We start from the raw sequence: 17,567 nt of genomic DNA on the forward strand, positions 1-17,567 counted from the left end.
CTAATCTCCTAGTAAATACACTTTTTGAATGGTTATCTCTTTTATCGTATCTGCTTTTTTAACAGATTCATTCTCAATCATAAATTCATCATCTATATCAAAAAAACTCAGTTGTCCTTCCACGACTGTCCGATCGTCTTCTACTTCCTTACCCAAAAGTTCTGAAAGTGCAAAAGGAATTTTTCTTACCAAACTTGGATGACCTTTGACCAGTTGCCACTCATTGAACCTGATAGGCTCCCCTGTAACTGGATGCTGCTGAGTCAAAGTATTTCCTCTCACAATATTTTTATGAATAAGATAGTGTGCTGATTGATAGATATCATTTTTGCTATTTAGTCTAGTTCCAAAAGCTTGCTCGTACCAGTCTAAATAACAAAGAAACATCCGTGAACGTGCCACTTCCAAATTATCTTCTAAAAACTCTATGCCATAGATGGACGAGAGAGCAACTAAAGACTTTGTTTTCCAATTTCGTTTGTCATACTGTCTGACCACAGCCTCTAGCTTTCTCTCTAAAATTGCTTGCAAAAAATTTCCATCGCCTGCAGATGGCTCTAAAAAGGTCTTATATACACTTTCACAAGCTTCTTTCACTCCAGGAGTATCCAGCATTTTCTGAACCATCCAAGCAGGTGTAAAGACTTCTCCATGTTTTTGAACACGTTGTTTTGATTTAATTAAGCTCTCTTCCAAAACCTACTCCTTGAAAACGTTTATATCTCCACCTATTATACCATTTTCCAACGAACACTACTAGATTTCATTAGCGCCTTATCCAAAGAAAACCTCAAATAAAATTGGTGTACAATTTTTGAAAAAATACTTTTCAAAAATTACACGAAAAAAGCACCCGTAGGGAAAACCCTGCGAGCGCTTTGAAACGTTGATATATCGCGGTATATTAACGTTTACTGAATTGTGATGCTTTACGTGCTTTCTTAAGACCTGGTTTCTTACGTTCAACCATACGAGCGTCACGTGTAAGAAGGCCTGCGCGTTTCAATGAATCGCGGAAGTCTGGGTCAACTTGAAGCAATGCACGCGCGATACCGTGACGAATCGCACCTGATTGACCACCGTAACCACCACCGTTCACGTTAACGAAAACGTCGTATGAACCTTGTGTTGAAGTTACTGCGAATGGTTGGTTGATAACCAAACGAAGGTCAGCGTGTGGGATGTACTCTTCTACATCTTTTTTGTTTACTGTGATTTTACCAGTACCTGGGACCAAACGTACGCGTGCAACCGCGTTTTTACGACGACCAGTACCTGTGTATTGTGCTTGTGCCATTTAGATTACGTCCTTTCCCTTAGATAAGACCTGAAATATCAAGTACTTCTGGTTGTTGTGCAGCGTGAGTGTGCTCAGCACCTACAAACACTTTCAACTTCATGCCTTGTGCACGACCAAGTGTGTTGTGTGGAAGCATACCTTTAACTGATTTTTCAATCAAACGAACAGCGTTTTTAGAACGCAATTCACCAGCTGAGATTGATTTCAATCCGCCTGGGTGGTTTGAGTGAGTGTAGTAAATCTTATCAGTTGCTTTTTTACCAGTCAATTTCACTTTCTCAGCGTTGATAACGATAACGAAGTCACCAGTATCAGTGTGAGGTGTGAAAGTTGGTTTGTTTTTTCCGCGAAGTACGCTAGCAACTACTGCAGAAAGACGTCCAAGAGGTACATCAGTAGCGTCTACTACATACCATTTGCGCTCAACTTGGCCTGGTTTAGCCATAAAAGTTGTTTTGTTCATGATTTCTCCTATACGAATCGTTTTTGTTTACTGGGCGGATGTTCCGGTCCGCGGGTATTTGGAAGGTTCCGGGGCCTTTCAAATGGGGTAAACAATACCGTCTACCATTCTATCAAATCTACTAGTCTCCGTCAAGCCATTTTACTTTACTTTTTTTATTTTTTGAAAGATAGCAGAACTGCTGAGAATGAAAACCTTATCATAACCCTATCTCCTCACTGACTGCCCCATTTTAAAATAGGTGTGCCGCTTACCTCTAACCGCCAAGGACAGGGCCAAGATATTTTCAGGGTCTGGCATCCGACCGTAGCCCCCGTCTCCGATATGGTGAATGTCCGAACCTACCCGCTTGTTGCTGAGCCCAAACTCCCGCACCGTCTGACTGTCCGCACTCTCCTGACTAGTCCCGATAGTCGAAATAACCAAAGCCCCACGCGCCTTGACCTGACTGACAATCGGTGCCACGATTTCCTCACGAACACCCGGCACCGTTCCGACTGCAGGTATGAGGACACCGTCTGCCCCCAAGTCCACAAAATCTAGCAGGGCTTGACTATCCACGACCGACTCTCCCAGACCTGCACCGTGCATTTTCCCCGCAAAGATGAGGCCCTCAAAGTATTCTTTGGCAAGGCCAATAGCAGAGCGGATTGCAGCCATGGACACACCCGTAGCAGGATTACCTGTCAGCATGATGAAGTCCACGCCAAGAACTTGGGCCTGTCGCAGACTTTCTGGACTAACCTGACGACCTGGTTTTAGAAAAACCTGCTGGTCTTGGACTTCCTGACTAGTATCCACAGGCTCCAAGTTAATCCCAACCAATCGACCCGTCAACCGCTTGATTTCAGCGATAGGATTGTCACAGTCGTAAAAGCCAACAATCTCCGGATAAAAGACATCTAATTCGTTGAGCACCAAAAGGTCACAACCAAAGGCAGCCATCATCTCCGCATTGGTCACCCCCGCAATTAAGGGAGCCGCTGTGACCACTGTTTCTCCCATGATAATCCGACCTTCACTGGACAAGATGGACTGCTTGAGCTCCTCCTTGGTCGCTCCCACCATATCACTAGCATAGCATGACAATAAACGTTTCATAAGAACCTCCAAATGGATATGTTTTGTTGTTTGTAATCGTTTTCTTTTTGTGTAAATAAAGAAAAGAGATTATCTCTCTTTCTTATTGATGGATAGGATAGCTAGAACTCCCGTCCCCGTATGGGTAGCAATAATTGGCCCCAACTCTGTCAAGAGCACATCAGTAACACGGCTGTCTTCCAACAAGGTTGCCTTAATCGCTTCAGCCGCCTCAATATCACCTGTATAGGCCACCATGACCGTGGAATGATCCAAACCATCCAAGGTCAGGTTCAGCATTTCCTTAATCCCTTTTTTACGGCCACGGATTTTGGCAATGGCTTCTAACTTCCCTTCCGCATTGAGAGCAAGAAGGGGTTTGATATTGACCAATCCTCCAATGAGAGCAGCTGCCTTGGACAAGCGACCACCACGTACCAAGTGATTGAGGTCATCAACTAAGAGATAGGTCCGCAAACGTGGCACCAAGTCCTCGATGAGCGCCTTAGTTTCAGCTAATGACTTGCCCGCTGCACGTGCTTGGGCAGCCTGCATGACCAAGTAACCTTCACCAATAGCCGCAGCCTTAGTATCTACAATTTCGATAACAGCATCTGGGTAGTTGTCCAAGACCATATCGCGTGCAATGGTTCCGCTCTGATAGGTTCCTGAAAGAGCCGATGAAAAGGCCAGGTAGAGTACATCTTGACCTTCCTTGGCTGCCGCTTCAAAAACTTCTTCAAACTGACCAACATTGACCTGACTGGTTGTCGGAAGGCCTCCTGTTTCCATCTTTGCAAGCAAATCCGTAGAGGTCAAGCGGTTTTCCCCAACGGTTTCATAGGTTACGCCGTCTAGGTTAATTGTCAAACCAAGCACGGTCACATCATTTTCTTGGACCCAGCTGATTGGCAAATCCGATGTCGAATCGGTTACGATTGTAAATGTCACTCTTTCATTTCCTCCATCATTTCTTTTAAAGCTTGAAAATTCCCATCTGACCAGGGATTGAGGCGCGGGGTGTAGAGTTTTACCTGGTCCACAAATTTGTCCAAGTCCTTCTTGATAACCCTGGTTCTCTCCTCTAACTCACGCGCCGAAACCCGTAAAGCCCCTTGTGAAAAGACCACCCATTGTTCGTTGAGGTCGCTGGTTGCGACGGAAACCTGCTTGCGACGGTCACTATTGAGCTGGGCGCTGAGCCGTTCGATATAACTATCTGCCGTCTCTTCCTCCTCTGTAAAAATGACCGATACCTTGAATTCATCATACTGCTGGCGAAGACCTGGCACATGGTGGGCATCAAAGACACAAATTACCTCAATCTGTTCAAAAGCTGCGTAGTGAGACAGGGTTCGAAGCAAGGTCGTTCTGGCCGCATCCAAGTCTCCCTTTTTAAAATCTTGCTTGGTGGTCTGCCAAAAGGCAATCATGTTGTAGCCATCTACAATGAGAACTTTTTCTTTCATTTAGATTTTCTTCCGAAATACTTCGTACATCAGCACAGCGGCTGCCACACTGGCGTTGAGAGATTGGACATGTCCCTTCATAGGAATGGTAATCATCTCATCCACCTGCTTTTTGATATTGCTGGAGATGCCCTTGCCTTCGTTGCCGATGATGAGGGCTAGCTTGCCAGTCGTATTCCACTTGTGGCTTGGGGTTCCGTTCATATCCGTGCCAAATACCCAGAAACCAGCCTCCTTGAGCTTATCAAGGGTTTGGCTGAGATTGGTCACTCGAGCGATTGGGACATGGGCCACCGCACCTGTAGAGGTCTTAGCCACAACAGGCGTCACGCCAACTGCTCGGTGCTTGGGAATGATGATGCCTGCTACCTGAGTCGCATCTGCGGTCCGCAAAATCGAGCCGAAGTTGTGGGGGTCTGTCAGACCGTCCAAGATGAGAATGAGGGGATTATCTTCCTGCTCTGCCTTTTCCAAAATCACCGACAGGTCCGCATAGGCGAACTCAGAGACCCGCAGGACAAAACCTTGGTGAACGGCACCTTCTGTCATGTCAGACAGGGTCTTCTTCGGCGTCCAAGAAATCGACACCTTCTTCTCTGCCGCCAGCGCCTTGATTTTTTCTACATTTTTTCCGCGTAAATCATCCTGAATGTAGAGTTTGTTGCCGGTATTGGCCTCCAAACTCTCTACCACAGCATGCACGCCATATACGATATCATTATGTTCCATGGTTTTATTATAGCATAGGTTGACTGAAAATAGGCGCTCACTGTGTTCCAGCTGAAAAACTTGACCGCCTACCCGACTTTCTCACTTATTTTTTCAAAAAAATGCCATAAGTGCTTGATATAGTTGAATTTTTTGAATAATTTTTATCATTATTCTTGTTGTATATGGTTATGTATGTTATAATGTAACTATGGCATTTATCAAAACAACAACGAACAAAGAAGGTCGGACCCATGTCTACCTAGTCGAGGGATATCGTAAAGATGGCAAGGTCAAACAACGGATCCTAAAAAAATATGGCTTATTGGACGAACTTGAAAAAGACGATCCCGCTATTCTTGACCGATTAAAACAAGAAGCTAAGCAAGGGATTTTAACAGATAAGAAAACTCTAACAGTTGACTATGATTTGCTTGCTCCTATGTATGAACCAGATAAGTCTTATGGTTGGATGGTACTAGATGGTTTGTTTGAGGAATTGGAGTTATCTCATTTTTTAAAATCCCGACCTCATAAGGCTGACTACGACTTGGTTCAAGTGCTAAAGCTACTTGTCTTTCAGCGTATCTTACATCCGAATAGTAAACTTGCGACATATGCTTCTCAGGGTGATTTGTTTGGAGATTGGTCAGTTAGTCGCAATGCTATCTACCGTTCTTTGGATCTCTTGAACTCACTAAAAGAGGACCTTCAACTACATCTGCACAAGGAAGTAAGTCGACTGACAAAGCGTGAAGCTCGTCTGGTTTTCTATGATGTTACTAACTATTACTTTGAAACAGATATCCCTGATAGTGAAGAGGTATCAGAGAGCGGAACAATTCTCAAAGAGGGCTTGCGTAGGAGGGGACCGAGTAAGGAACACAGACCTAAGCCTATAGTGCAACTGGGATTGTTTATGGATACCAACGGTATTCCAATCAGCTATAAATTATTCAGAGGCAATCAGACAGACCCTGTGACTTATCTTCCTGCTGTTGAAGAAGTAAAGAAACAATTTGGGATTGAACGAATTGTAGTTGTGGCAGATAAGGCAATGAATAGTCAAAATAATGTTTCAGCTATGGAGAAGCAAGGAGATGGCTGGATCTTCTCACAAAAGCACCGTGGGAAACGTGGTGCTCCGAAGGATATTCAAGAAAAAATATTGGAAGAATCTGGTTGGCAGTTTAATCAAGAGATCACTTTCGCTAAAAAGTCTTACATTCGAGAGAGAAAACTTGGGACCAAGAAGGATTCTCCAACCGTTAGAGAAAAAGTACTAATGACCTGGTCAAAGAAATATGAAGATAGAGAACGGATTCGACGTGAAGGGGCTCTTGACTATGCCAATAAGCTAACTGATGCGGAATTGTTTCGACAAACGAGTAAGAAGGGCGGAAAGAAATATCTTGAATTGAGCTATTTGGATAAGGAAACCGGAGAGGTTAAACCATTTTCGCCACTTATCCGAATTGACCAAGAACAGGTCGAATTTGATGCTCAATTTGATGGAGTTCATGTCCTTGTGACCAGTGAGACTGAGATGAGCGATGAGGCTATGCTTGCTTCCTACAAGGAACTGTCTAAAATTGAGGATTGCTTCCGTGTAACTAAGATGGAGTTAGAAAGTCGTCCAGTCTATGTTTGGACAGAAGAACATATTCAAGCACACTTTTTAACATGCTTTATTGCCTTGGTTCACTTACGCTTACTCCAACATCAGATTGACTGGAAAATGAGTCCAGAACGGATTACTTCTGCTCTAAATAGTGCAAAGGCCACAAGATTGAGGGATGATTACTATAGGCTTCAAGAGAATTCCGATATGCAGGAGTTAAATAAGCTTTTGGGGTTTGATTGGACCAATGGAATTGTCAAATTTGAAACGCTTAAGAAGTATGGGAAACGTCCATACACAACAAAAAAATAAGAGAAAAGAACAGTGAAATCCCTTGATAGACAAGGGGTTAGCTGTTCTTTATGCTTTTTTAAGTGATAAACTTGGGATTATAGCATAGGTTGACTGAAAATAGGCGCTCACTGTGTTCCAGCTGAAAAACTTGACCGCCTATACAATCTATGTTATCCTTAGTTCTATCAATTTGTCCGTACAAACGGAATCGAAACAGGAGATTTTATGACACTTATTTTTGGAATTGTGGCAGGTCTGATCGCCTTTGCCATCGGTGGTTTGTGGTATGGTTTGATTTTCCGCGATGCTTGGATCAAGGCTTCAGGCATTGACATGGCTAAGGTAGAAGCAGACCGTCAGGCTGGAAAAAATGGTCAGAAGGAAATGGTGATTTCCCTTGTCATTGAAGTACTGACTGCTGTTGTGGCTATTTTCTTCATCAAAACCCTTGATGTTTCACCACTCCACGCAGCTGGTGGCATGGGCGTGATTGCGATCCTTGCTTCATTGAAAAACTACGTCTTTGAGCAACGGCCTATCAACCTCATCCTCATCAACGAAAGCTACAAACTAGTCTGCTACCTAGTAGTTGGTATCCTAGCTCTATTTGCATAAGCAATTCCCTCCTATCCTTAGGAGGTTTTTATTTTATGATACAATAGAAATAGACTAAAACCAAAGGAGCCCCCATGTCCCTCTCCCTTCGCACCATCAAACTGATATTTGCCACCGTTCTGGCTATTTACCTAGCGACCGCCCTGGGCTTGTCTTATGCGACAGCGGCTGGCATCATCGCCATTCTCAGCGTCCTCGACACCCGCAAGTCCAGCTTCAAAATGGCTCGCAACCGCCTCTTCTCCACCATCCTGGCCCTGACCATAGCCGTCCTGACCTTCGCCCTCTTTGGCTTTGGCATCTGGACCCTGGGCATCTACCTGGCACTCTACGTCCCTCTGGCCTACCGATTCAACTGGGAGGCTGGCATAGCCCCCTCGACCGTCCTCGTTACCCACCTCTTGCTGGAGCAGGATATTTCGCTGATTTTTTTGGGAAATGAGCTGACGCTTTTTCTGATTGGGGCAGGACTGGCACTCTTATTTAACCTCTATATGCCCTCGCAAGAAAAGAAAATCGAGGCCTACCACGACCAAGTCGAAGACCTGCTCAAGCAGATTCTCCTTCGCTTTGAAGCCTTTCTGCTAAATGGCGACGGACGAAACGAGGCAGAATTGATTACGCAGCTGGATAAGACCTTGGATGAGGCCCTGAAGGTCGTCTACCTAGACCGCCACAACCAGCTCTTCCAGCAGACCAACTACCAGGTCCATTACTTTGAAATGCGGGCAGCACAAAACAAAATCCTGCGAACCATGGCAGGAAATATCAACAAATGTTTACTGGAAGGCAGAGAAAATGTCATCCTGTCCAGCCTCTTTGAGCGAGCAGCCCAGCAACTGAGCCGAGAAAATTCTGCCAAGGAACTGCTCCTGGACATCGAGCTCTTCCATGCCACCTTCCGCGAACGACCTCTGCCACAAACCAGGGAAGAATTTGAAACCCGGGCCACCCTCTTCCAACTCCTCCACGATATGGAGGCTTTTATTCGCCTCAAGGTTGATTTTTATGAAGTTTATAAAGACCAAGAACCGTCAGTTTAAACCGACGGTTCTTCTACTTTTCCATGAAATTCATCTGATATAGTCTTTTAGTTTACTTTTAGTACTAGGCAACGAGCCGCAGGCATAACTGGAGTTAGGCAAGGTGAGTTAACGACGTAATAAAAGATAAACTAAATGACGATACTTGGTTGTGCAAATGCAAGAAAGATATCCCCATCATGACCGCATTCCCTGCAACTGCAATCATAAATTCTTCCTTGGAAGATACCTTTCCTAGCCAAATGGAGAGGATTAAAATGAGATTATAAAGCAAAATATAAAGAGCCGTTATACGAATTTTTTTCAATAGTGTCTTCATAGGAACCTCCTGTAAGTGTTTCCTATATTTATTATATAGAATTTAATAAAAATAACAAGTATTTATGCGTTCTCAACCCAAAAAAACCGCCAGATTTTCATCCGACGGTCAGGTGTTTTATGAACAATTTTAGAAAGGTTAGACAATCGCCTTGCTTGTTTCATCATCAAAGAAATGAGCTTTGTTGAGGTTGAAGGTCAAGCGAACTTTGTCTCCTGGGTTGTGGTAGTCGCGTGCATCGACACGAGATACAAACTCTGTGCTACCCACTTTAGAGTAAAGCATAGTTTCTGCACCGAGAAGTTCAGACACAACTACTTCCGCTTCGATAATTGAACTTGGATAAGTGTCCAATTCCAACTGAGAAGCTTTGATGTCTTCTGGACGGATACCAAGTGTGAAGCTCTTGCCGTTGTAGCCTTTTTCTTCCAAATGCTTGCGACGACCTTCTGGAAGATCTACTTTGAAACCATCTCCAACAAGCACACCTTCTTGAAGAGTCACTGTAAAGAAGTTCATTGCAGGGCTACCGATGAAGCTGGCAACAAATTTGTTTACAGGTTTATTGTAGAGCTCTTCTGGGCTACCAATTTGTTCGATACGACCGATTGTACCTGTACCGGCTTCATTCTTAGTTGCAGACATGATAACGATACGATCTGCCAAGGTCATAGCTTCTGTTTGGTCGTGGGTTACGTAGATGGTTGTCGCACCGATACGGCGGTGGATTTTGGCGATCTCTGTACGCATAGATACACGCAGTTTTGCATCCAAGTTTGACAAAGGTTCATCCATCAAGAATACTTTTGCATCACGAACGATGGCACGACCCATGGCAACACGCTGACGCTGACCACCTGAAAGGTCTGCTGGTTTACGTTCTAAGAATTCTGTCAAACCAAGGATTTGAGCAGCTTCTTCTACACGTTTTTTGATTTCGTCCTTGCTGTATTTACGCAATTTCAGACCGAAAGCCATGTTGTCAAATACAGTCATGTGTGGGTAGAGGGCATAGTTCTGGAATACCATGGCAATATCGCGGTCTTTTGGAGCCACATCGTTCATGAGAACGCCATCGATATATGCTTCCCCTTCTGTGATGTCTTCCAAACCAGCAATCATACGAAGAGTCGTTGACTTACCACATCCTGAAGGACCTACGAATACGATAAACTCCTTGTCCTTGATGTCCAAGTTGAAGTCTTCAACTGAGTAATGCTCACTGTTTGGGTATTTTTTATAGATATTTTTTAAATTCAATTGAACCATGTTCAATCCTCGCTTTCTTTGATAGTTTTATTATAAATGAAAACGTTTTATTTTTCTCTGTCAATGTGAACAAAAGAAAAAAGATATTCTGTGCAGGTTGCACAAAATACCTTATTGAATCATCAACATCGCTTGTAAATACTCTAAAAATTTTTCCGGATGTTGAGATGAAAATATTTCTGAAGCAAGCTCCGGATGGTGGACTGTATTCTCAAACGCAAGAATCAACTTCCCTTTCTCTCTTGCTTTTGAAACAATTCCCTTAACCTCTGAATAGTGGTTGATATCCAAATAAATATCACAATAATCCAAGAGTTTATCGACTCTCGCATCAATTATTTCAGGATAGACCTGTACATTGTCGTAATTCATTAATGATTTCAAACGTGATGACACCATAGTATAGGCTGCAATATGAAATTGAATGTTAGGCAAGTTGGAAACTAGATACTCAATGTGTTCCAACCGATCCGTTTCCGTCAAAAGAAAGGCATGTTTACTTGGAACTGTCAAAGCATCCAGAGCATCCTTAAACGAAACAGCCTCGCATCTTCTTCCATCCAAGGAGCTAAATTCTAAACTAGCGTAATACCACCAGAGCTCCCTAAATCGAGCAACACTATATTCGTTCCACGGTTTATCTGCAGTCAAAAAATGAATAATAAGTGGGGTCCAAGAACCAATATCTTCATAGAGATATGCTCTATGATCATAGCGACTGACCACATCGTAAGTTTGATAATTGTACTGCTTGTCTAAAGGAATCCATTGATTACCAGTTACTAGATTTAAGATACTCTGATCGCCATTTCGAACTGAAGAACTCTTGATTGCCGCAACTTTCAAAAGGATATTGGTCAGACCTTTTCGACGCCACAAGTCTAAGTTCAACAATAACACACCTGAATTAAAATTACCAGCTTCATTCATATTGGGATCTTCGACAGCAGCCAACATTTTATCTTCTAAATCTATTGCAAACAAGGCATCCAAAGACCCATTAACAATAATATCCGAGTCTAGATAGAGAGCTTTCGACTCTGCAACATACTGTGGAATAAACAAACGTAGCCATGAGCTAGAAGGTAAAAAAGAGTGGAAGGCATTGACCCTTTCATCAGATATAAAGATGTGTTTCAGACTTGATCCTAGATGTACTAAGCGCTTATTAACCACACGAATCCATTCTACAGGAACATCACCTTGGTGAAAGATGTAAAAATCAATGTCCCGATTATAAACAGATATCGATTTTATGGTAACTAAAGTCTTTTCTAAATAATTTTTATCTGTTGCTAAAACAATCGCTTTTCTCAAACCAAGCTCCTATTATAGATTCATATCTGCAATTACCATATAGCAAACAGCTAAATCCGTTAAATCCTTTAACTGCAGGCCGGTCCAATCATACCACTTATCCAAACGATACTGTAAAGTATTCCTATGGATGTAGAGGGACTGAGCCGCCTTTGTCAAGACGGCTCCTTCTTTCCAGAGAGCCAGGATTTCCTTTTCTAATTGCTGATGAACAATCAAGGAAGTCAATCCCTTTCTAAAAACAGGGTAATGCTGACCTGCCCACAAATACAATTGACTAAAGGTAAGTAAACTCGATTGATGGTGGTGTTTCCTCCATTTGGCAAAGATCGATTGTTCTGCCATTACTAAATCTGGCCATAAACCAACCACAGTTTCAGGCCATATTTGACCAAGGAATACAGTCATCCTGATACCGAAATCAAATTCCATCGCGGAAAGGGTATCCCCGAGAATCTCCCTAACATCAAATTGGGTAGATTGTTCCAAAACAAATGTAAAATCATGTCCATTGGTAGTATAAAAGGCCTTGAGATTAGGCAATAACTTGGTCATCATATCGAGCCATGTCTGCCTAGTATCCTCGTCCAATACCGTCCAAATATGGATATGAATGACCTGAAGCGTGATTAATTGTTGGGGAATGGACCCTATTCCATGAAAATAGCGAGCCCAGGGATGGATATCATCCTGACTTAATTCCCCGAACAATAAAGTTACCAAACCAAGTTCACGCTCAGTCAAGTCTTCTTTTGGTATTGTAAACCAAACCCCGTCTGATAGCGGAAGTTGGAGCTCTTCACCTTCTCTCCTATTTATAGAGATTCTTCCCTTTGGAAATAATTGCTGTAATCGATCCTTGCTAGTCATCTAGCCTCACTTTCATTCTGTCTGTAATTGACCGATTTTCTGTCGGTAATTTTTGGGAGATTCCCCACAAATGCGTTTAAAAATCTTATAGAAGTAACCGACATTTGTATATCCAACTTGAAAACAAATTTCTTCGATTCCCAACTGACTGTTCAAGAGAAGCTGTTGTGCTACCTTGATTCGCTGATGATTGAGCAATTCTGCAAAAGTATGCCCGGTCTCTTTTTTGATAAGTTGACCTAGGTAAACCGTATTTAGGTAGAGATGAGCACTCATATCTTTCAAAGACAGTTCCTCTGCAAAGCGTTCACGAACAATCGTAACGACTTCCTGTACATGTGGACTGTAAGTGGAACTCTCGGAAAATTTTTTCAGATAATGACAAAAATACTCCATTAGTTGATGTAAATCTCGACTCGCTTCTACCTTTACATAGAAATCTTCCAAGCGCTGATGGTCTTCTTCATTAAAATAGTAAAACACATCCGACATCATCTGATTAAAAAATTGTTTTGTTAGGTAGACCGCCGGAGTGGCTTCTCGTAATTTATCAGCCAAATGTGGTAAAACATCAACGATTTTTGACAATCTTCCTGTACGTAGAAGCGGTTCCATATCTTTATAGAGTTCAGTGGTAGTAGCCGTCAGATCTTCTGATAGTTGCTTATAAAATAAGCGCCTCTCTACCTTGTCAATCAACTGCCGTATGGTCATCGTCGGGGTAACTTCTTCTGTATATAGACTACCCTCTGGTCGACTTTCTGTCAACTGAAAATAGTAGACTTGGTGTAAAATATTTTTTTCACGACAGTAGCCCATTGGGTTTGGAGTCTCACTAGCGGCAAACCATGTTTTCTGGGAGTGACTTAATAACTCACTCGCCGTCAGGGTTCCTGCCAAGAAGCCCTTGGTATATTCCCTATCCGTCTCTTTCTTCAAGGTTGGTAGCTGTTGGAGCAGCTTAGCCAGTTCTTGTTTATTGATAGGCTTAAGGAGATAATCCATTGCCCCGAGGGAGATGGCCTTACGGGCGTATTCGAATTCTTGAAAACCAGACATGATGATAATGTGGGTATCAGGCGATTGTTCTTTCATTCGTCGAACCATTTCTAGGCCTGTCATATCTGGCATGCTGACATCGGTTAGGACAAGGTCCACAGTATGCTGTGAAAAATAATCCAGCGCTTCTTCGGCGTTCTCTGCCGTATAAACAATCTCGACATTGTATTCATGATAAGGGAGAAGATGCTTCATCCCTTCCAAAATCATATATTCGTCATCAACTACTAACATCTTGTGCATCATGCTCATTTCCTTGGGGGAAGACACCTTCAAATAAGATTGAATATGTCACCCCTTCCCCTTCTTTAGAATCTAATTCTATCTGGTAACGGTCTCCAAAATAGAGAAGTAACCGTTCGTGAACGTTTCGTAATCCGATTGATTGTGACCGATTTTCTTGCGACAGTTCTCGACTTGCCAATAGGTGTTTGTAGGCTTCCAGAGTTTCTGCGTTCATTCCCTTACCATTATCTCTGATGAGAATTTCCATATCCTGTCCATGCTTGAGAGCTTTGACACTAAGCGCATTGTCTTTTCGTTTGAGGTCTACTCCATGGACAAAATAATTTTCTACCAGGGGCTGGATTACAAAACGAGGAATTTCAACTCTTTCGCACCCAGGATCCATTTGATAAGCATAGGCAATGGAACGGGGATAGCGAATTTGACAAATGTAGCTATGTTTTTCGCAAAATGAAAGTTCTTCTGCCACCGTTGTCATTTTTGCCTGTGTCACACTACTGCGAAGCAAGCTTGAAAATTCATAAATCATATCCCCTAGCTCATCCATCTGCTTGCTGACTGCATACATACGGAAAAATTCCAAGGTATTGTAGAGAAAATGGGGGTTAATCTGGGCTTGTAAGGCTCGCATATTGGCATCTTTCTGAGCTAACTGCAAGCGATAGATGTCTTGAATACTCTGGTCCATAGCATCCAGCATCTGATTGATTTCTGATGAAATGAGATACATTTCCTGCTCTTTATTGTCCGTCTGTAGACGAAGATGCCTGTCTTCGCCACGAATCTGTTGCATGGTATCAACAATGTCCAGTACTTGAACTTCATATCGTTTAAACACCCTTCTCAGGACCAGTAGTAAAAGAGCAACGAGGCAACTACTTCCTAGAAAAATGATTCCGACTAGGCTGCCAACTTTTTCAATAGCATGCTGCTGGTCAACTCCAACTGCAATTTGCAAATCCCCACTCATTCGATAGGAGAGCGGAGGCGAGGTAACATCTGGTCGCAGACTATAAAATTCCCGATCCAGAGAATCTTGAACCCTAACGGTCATGGGGAGATCCGTCTTACGTTGAATATATTGTTCGAGCAAATCCGCATCGATGGTGACATAGATGGTCGCAATACCTTCTGTTGTCGATGGAGAAAATAAGGTCATCGAAATACTATGTTGTGGAGCCTTATAATTTTCGGCCGCGACCTTTTTACCAGACTTTAAGTCAGAGGTAGAAACAAAGACGGTATTTGCATCCATCGGAGCAATATCGACTCCTTCTACGAAGGGATAATAGAGATAGAGAGTGCGAACAGAATCCTGCAAGGAAATCCGTTTGACCATCAGGTGTGGGTGACTCAGTAACCAGACCTGGTACTGAGAAGGAGATAATTGAAAATAGTGATAAAGACTGTCTAGACGATCCCTGTCCGTAATGTAGTCTGCTAGATAATTCCCAACCCGTCCTTGATAATAATCCAACTCCTCTTTTAGACCATCTGCTACTTCCTGTTGAATGCGGATGCGATTGGTGTCATACTGATACCAGCTGATGTAGGAAAGAATACTGGCAAAGAAAATGACAATCCCAATCACTAATAAAGAATAACTTTTCAAAAGAGTATGAATTAAAACTTTTTTCATAAGTAATCCTTGTCAACTTTCTTATAAACTGGATCAAAGGCATCATAGAGAAACAAGAGCCATAGGACCGGTAGGAAGAAGAATAAAATCAAGGGAAGTTTGAATAGCAAGAACCCACAGACGAGACTGCCCAACAAAAATTTGACCAGGGCTTTCCAATCAAGAAAAAGCGAGACAGCCGCCAACTGTAAGCCTGTTTTTAGACTAAATTCAAAATGTACTTGAAGTTTTAAAAAGAGAGCATAGAGTGCAAAAATATAGAAAAGACCACAAGCATTTGTAATAAGAACTACTGGCATCCACCAGGTCTGGGGCAATTGAATCAAGAGCCAAATGCCGCTAAATAAAAGACCAATCAATAATAGGACAAGACCAAGACCAAGGTTAAGCCGAATAAAATGCTCTTTAAAATAGCCAAACGCCTCTCGAAAATTATACTTAGATGCATCCATACGATAGTTATCGTAGAGGTAAAGTATAGTTCCATTTGCTGGTGAAAAGCCCAGCACTACGCCTCCTAGCAATAGAAGAACCAAATAGATGGCACTCAATTTCATGAGGAAGAAAAGAAGAGTAAAAAGCCTGTCTAACCACCCTAACATTGTATATTCCTCCTTTTTTATCTATTTTATCAAAAAATCGGTGCTTTTTGTATATATTAACATAAAACAAATGCAAAAAGGTTGGATGTTGAACCCAACCTCTTTTCACACTTCATCACCTGTATCGTATTATTTATTTGCTAAAAACTCATCGTATTGTTTTTGCATTTCTTCTTTTACTTTTTTGTAGGATTCTTCTGCTTCCAATTTTTTCAGCATTTCTGGAACAGCAACATCAGGATCCACAGTACCAGTATTGATACTTGCTGCATATTGGCTCATGATATTTTGGATACTTGTAATTTCAGTCTTAACTGCATCAGCATTGAAGTTGAAACCAAGAAGTGGAGACTCTTCTGCACCTGCCAGCAATTCTTCTGCTTTTTTCACATCTTCATCAGTTACCTTGTCAGTGATGTAGAGAATTTGGCTGTTACCTGTGTTCCAAGCTGACATACGAGTATCGCCTTTGTAACCATCCAACAACTTGATACGATTTTCAGCACTTGGGTCTTTTTCCCAGTTGACTCCCTCTGGACCAAATACCAAGCCGTTCAGCAATTCTGGATTTGTATTGATAAGGGTCAATACTTCCATAGCTTTTTCTTTGTTCTTAGATGTTTTTGAAATGACAAAGTTTGCTACTTGGGTAGATCCGCTTGTCTTATAGGCAGATGTGATTGGTTTAGAAGTAATCTTATAGCCTGCAACTGTTGAAAGGAGGCTATCACCAAAGTCAGCTGGTCCTTGTGTTTCTTCACGAACGAACCAGTTTGCTACATCAAGTGAGAAGGTTGCGTCAGTAGTCGCTGCATCTGCCATAATGTAGCCAGCCTTATAGTATTTGTGAATGGTGCGAAGGTTATCCATGTGACGGTCCACTTCAAATGGGTTTACCACTTTTGTAGTGTCACCTTTCAAGTCAATAGCAAATGGTAACTCATTCCCAGCTGGAAATTCCAAGCCGTCTGTTGATGGTTTGCTAGATTTTACCCAGGCAAATGGTGTCACATCTGCTTCTTTTTCTTTGATGGTTGCCAACATTGGTTCAATATCATCGTAGCTGTCTACCTTAGAAGTATCGAAACCATACTTATCAACTAAGTCTTGGTTGAAGGAAAGCATCTGTTGACTTGCTACGTTACCGATGACAGGGACTGCGTAGATTTTTCCGTCGATGGTATTTCCTTTGATATAGGCAGGGTCAATAATATCATAGAGAGCCTTGCCTTCTTTCTTATAAAGTTCTGTTAAATCAGCATAAGCTCCTTTTTGCGCATTGATAATATAGTTATCTGCAAAGGCAATATCATATTCCTCACCAGATGAGGTAATAATGGCCATTTTATCCTTATAGTCACCCCATGAGATATACTTGATGTCTAGATGGGCGCCTGCTTCTTTTTCGATAATCTTATTGGCATTTTCCAAAAGAACATCGATGTTTTTCGGTGCGTCTCCGATTTGATACATGAGGATGTTTGTCAATCCATCTTCTGTTGTAGCGCTACTTGATGCGGTCTTATTTCCAGTCAGACTACCACAAGCGGCAAGGGCAGCTGCGGACGCAAGGGTCACGCAGGAGTAGGCAAATTTTTTCCATGTTTTCATTTGGCTGTTCCTTTCTATTTTTTAGATAATGAAGTATGGAAT

18 protein-coding genes are annotated in these 17,567 nt (G+C 42.4%); 3 read left to right on the plus strand and 15 right to left on the minus strand.

What is annotated here, in order from left to right; genetic code table 11:
• The 7 genes from CWM22_11525 to CWM22_11555 all read right to left on the minus strand — a co-directional run bounded on the left by CWM22_11525 (window position 1) and on the right by CWM22_11555 (window position 5,041).
• Complete coding sequence (locus tag CWM22_11525) at window positions 1-696, minus strand: methylase (GenBank protein AUC92478.1); 696 nt, start codon at window positions 694-696, stop codon at window positions 1-3.
• 208 nt (window positions 697-904) lie between these two features.
• Window positions 905-1,297, minus strand: a complete 393-nt coding sequence (locus CWM22_11530) for a 30S ribosomal protein S9 (GenBank protein AUC92479.1) — start codon at window positions 1,295-1,297, stop codon at window positions 905-907.
• Window positions 1,298-1,316: 19 nt separating this feature from the next.
• Window positions 1,317-1,763 carry a 50S ribosomal protein L13 gene (locus tag CWM22_11535; GenBank protein AUC92480.1) on the minus strand — a complete coding sequence of 149 codons (447 nt, stop codon included), beginning with the start codon at window positions 1,761-1,763 and terminating at the stop codon, window positions 1,317-1,319.
• A 207-nt stretch (window positions 1,764-1,970) separates the two neighbouring features.
• Window positions 1,971-2,864, minus strand: a complete 894-nt coding sequence (locus CWM22_11540; GenBank protein ID AUC92481.1) for a PEP phosphonomutase — start codon at window positions 2,862-2,864, stop codon at window positions 1,971-1,973.
• A 69-nt stretch (window positions 2,865-2,933) separates the two neighbouring features.
• Window positions 2,934-3,794: a DegV family protein gene (locus CWM22_11545; protein ID AUC92482.1), complete on the minus strand. Its 861-nt coding sequence runs from the start codon at window positions 3,792-3,794 to the stop codon at window positions 2,934-2,936.
• A complete protein-coding gene (locus tag CWM22_11550) occupies window positions 3,791-4,312 on the minus strand; it encodes an NYN domain-containing protein (GenBank protein AUC92483.1) in 522 nt (173 codons plus the stop codon). The genes CWM22_11545 and CWM22_11550 overlap by 4 nt, the downstream gene beginning before the upstream one ends.
• Window positions 4,313-5,041, minus strand: coding sequence for a 23S rRNA (guanosine(2251)-2'-O)-methyltransferase RlmB (locus CWM22_11555; protein AUC92484.1), 729 nt, complete (start codon window positions 5,039-5,041; stop codon window positions 4,313-4,315). It abuts the gene before it with no gap.
• Window positions 5,042-5,231: 190 nt separating this feature from the next.
• Here CWM22_11555 and CWM22_11560 point away from each other — a divergent pair, with 190 nt between their 5' ends.
• From CWM22_11560 to CWM22_11570, 3 genes are all read left to right on the plus strand, one after another.
• A complete protein-coding gene (locus tag CWM22_11560; protein ID AUC92485.1) occupies window positions 5,232-6,953 on the plus strand; it encodes an IS1634 family transposase in 1,722 nt (573 codons plus the stop codon).
• 207 nt (window positions 6,954-7,160) lie between these two features.
• Complete coding sequence (locus tag CWM22_11565) at window positions 7,161-7,550, plus strand: DUF1761 domain-containing protein (protein ID AUC92486.1); 390 nt, start codon at window positions 7,161-7,163, stop codon at window positions 7,548-7,550.
• A gap of 74 nt (window positions 7,551-7,624) precedes the next feature.
• Window positions 7,625-8,593 (plus strand): aromatic acid exporter family protein, encoded by a 969-nt coding sequence (locus tag CWM22_11570; protein ID AUC92487.1) that lies wholly within the window; start codon window positions 7,625-7,627, stop codon window positions 8,591-8,593.
• A gap of 94 nt (window positions 8,594-8,687) precedes the next feature.
• Here the strand turns inward: CWM22_11570 and CWM22_11575 are convergent, their stop codons facing one another.
• From CWM22_11575 to CWM22_11610, 8 genes are all read right to left on the minus strand, one after another.
• On the minus strand, window positions 8,688-8,912 hold the full coding sequence (locus CWM22_11575; protein ID AUC92488.1) for a hypothetical protein: 225 nt from the start codon (window positions 8,910-8,912) through the stop codon (window positions 8,688-8,690).
• A 138-nt stretch (window positions 8,913-9,050) separates the two neighbouring features.
• Window positions 9,051-10,181, minus strand: coding sequence for an ABC transporter ATP-binding protein (locus tag CWM22_11580; GenBank protein AUC92489.1), 1,131 nt, complete (start codon window positions 10,179-10,181; stop codon window positions 9,051-9,053).
• Between the two features lie 111 nt (window positions 10,182-10,292).
• Window positions 10,293-11,498 (minus strand): family 8 glycosyl transferase, encoded by a 1,206-nt coding sequence (locus CWM22_11585; protein AUC92490.1) that lies wholly within the window; start codon window positions 11,496-11,498, stop codon window positions 10,293-10,295.
• A gap of 12 nt (window positions 11,499-11,510) precedes the next feature.
• Complete coding sequence (locus CWM22_11590) at window positions 11,511-12,368, minus strand: PucR family transcriptional regulator (GenBank protein ID AUC92491.1); 858 nt, start codon at window positions 12,366-12,368, stop codon at window positions 11,511-11,513.
• 12 nt (window positions 12,369-12,380) lie between these two features.
• Window positions 12,381-13,670, minus strand: coding sequence for a DNA-binding response regulator (locus CWM22_11595; GenBank protein AUC92899.1), 1,290 nt, complete (start codon window positions 13,668-13,670; stop codon window positions 12,381-12,383).
• Entirely contained in the window at window positions 13,648-15,312 is a 1,665-nt protein-coding gene (locus CWM22_11600; protein ID AUC92492.1) for a sensor histidine kinase, read from the minus strand. The genes CWM22_11595 and CWM22_11600 overlap by 23 nt, the downstream gene beginning before the upstream one ends.
• Window positions 15,309-15,914, minus strand: a complete 606-nt coding sequence (locus CWM22_11605) for a DUF624 domain-containing protein (protein AUC92493.1) — start codon at window positions 15,912-15,914, stop codon at window positions 15,309-15,311. Before CWM22_11605 ends, CWM22_11600 begins: the two co-directional genes overlap by 4 nt.
• Before the next feature lie 129 nt (window positions 15,915-16,043).
• Entirely contained in the window at window positions 16,044-17,525 is a 1,482-nt protein-coding gene (locus tag CWM22_11610) for a sugar ABC transporter substrate-binding protein (GenBank protein ID AUC92494.1), read from the minus strand.
• Between the last annotated feature and the right edge of the window lie 42 nt (window positions 17,526-17,567).

Source organism: Streptococcus suis (assembly GCA_002831545.1).
GTDB classification, from domain to species: domain Bacteria; phylum Bacillota; class Bacilli; order Lactobacillales; family Streptococcaceae; genus Streptococcus; species Streptococcus suis_P.

Excerpts from the sequence above, each read along its gene's own strand:
- CWM22_11570 (AUC92487.1), top strand. The coding sequence starts at position 7,625 with ATGTCCCTCTCCCTTCGCACCATCAAACTGATATTTGCCACCGTTCTG.
- CWM22_11560 (AUC92485.1), top strand. The coding sequence starts at position 5,232 with ATGGCATTTATCAAAACAACAACGAACAAAGAAGGTCGGACCCATGTC.
- CWM22_11580 (AUC92489.1), bottom strand. The coding sequence starts at position 10,181 with ATGGTTCAATTGAATTTAAAAAATATCTATAAAAAATACCCAAACAGT.
- CWM22_11555 (AUC92484.1), bottom strand. The coding sequence starts at position 5,041 with ATGGAACATAATGATATCGTATATGGCGTGCATGCTGTGGTAGAGAGT.
- CWM22_11595 (AUC92899.1), bottom strand. The coding sequence starts at position 13,670 with ATGCACAAGATGTTAGTAGTTGATGACGAATATATGATTTTGGAAGGG.
- CWM22_11540 (AUC92481.1), bottom strand. The coding sequence starts at position 2,864 with ATGAAACGTTTATTGTCATGCTATGCTAGTGATATGGTGGGAGCGACC.
- CWM22_11550 (AUC92483.1), bottom strand. The coding sequence starts at position 4,312 with ATGAAAGAAAAAGTTCTCATTGTAGATGGCTACAACATGATTGCCTTT.
- CWM22_11530 (AUC92479.1), bottom strand. The coding sequence starts at position 1,297 with ATGGCACAAGCACAATACACAGGTACTGGTCGTCGTAAAAACGCGGTT.
- CWM22_11590 (AUC92491.1), bottom strand. The coding sequence starts at position 12,368 with ATGACTAGCAAGGATCGATTACAGCAATTATTTCCAAAGGGAAGAATC.
- CWM22_11575 (AUC92488.1), bottom strand. The coding sequence starts at position 8,912 with ATGAAGACACTATTGAAAAAAATTCGTATAACGGCTCTTTATATTTTG.
- CWM22_11535 (AUC92480.1), bottom strand. The coding sequence starts at position 1,763 with ATGAACAAAACAACTTTTATGGCTAAACCAGGCCAAGTTGAGCGCAAA.
- CWM22_11565 (AUC92486.1), top strand. The coding sequence starts at position 7,161 with ATGACACTTATTTTTGGAATTGTGGCAGGTCTGATCGCCTTTGCCATC.
- CWM22_11605 (AUC92493.1), bottom strand. The coding sequence starts at position 15,914 with ATGTTAGGGTGGTTAGACAGGCTTTTTACTCTTCTTTTCTTCCTCATG.
- CWM22_11610 (AUC92494.1), bottom strand. The coding sequence starts at position 17,525 with ATGAAAACATGGAAAAAATTTGCCTACTCCTGCGTGACCCTTGCGTCC.
- CWM22_11600 (AUC92492.1), bottom strand. The coding sequence starts at position 15,312 with ATGAAAAAAGTTTTAATTCATACTCTTTTGAAAAGTTATTCTTTATTA.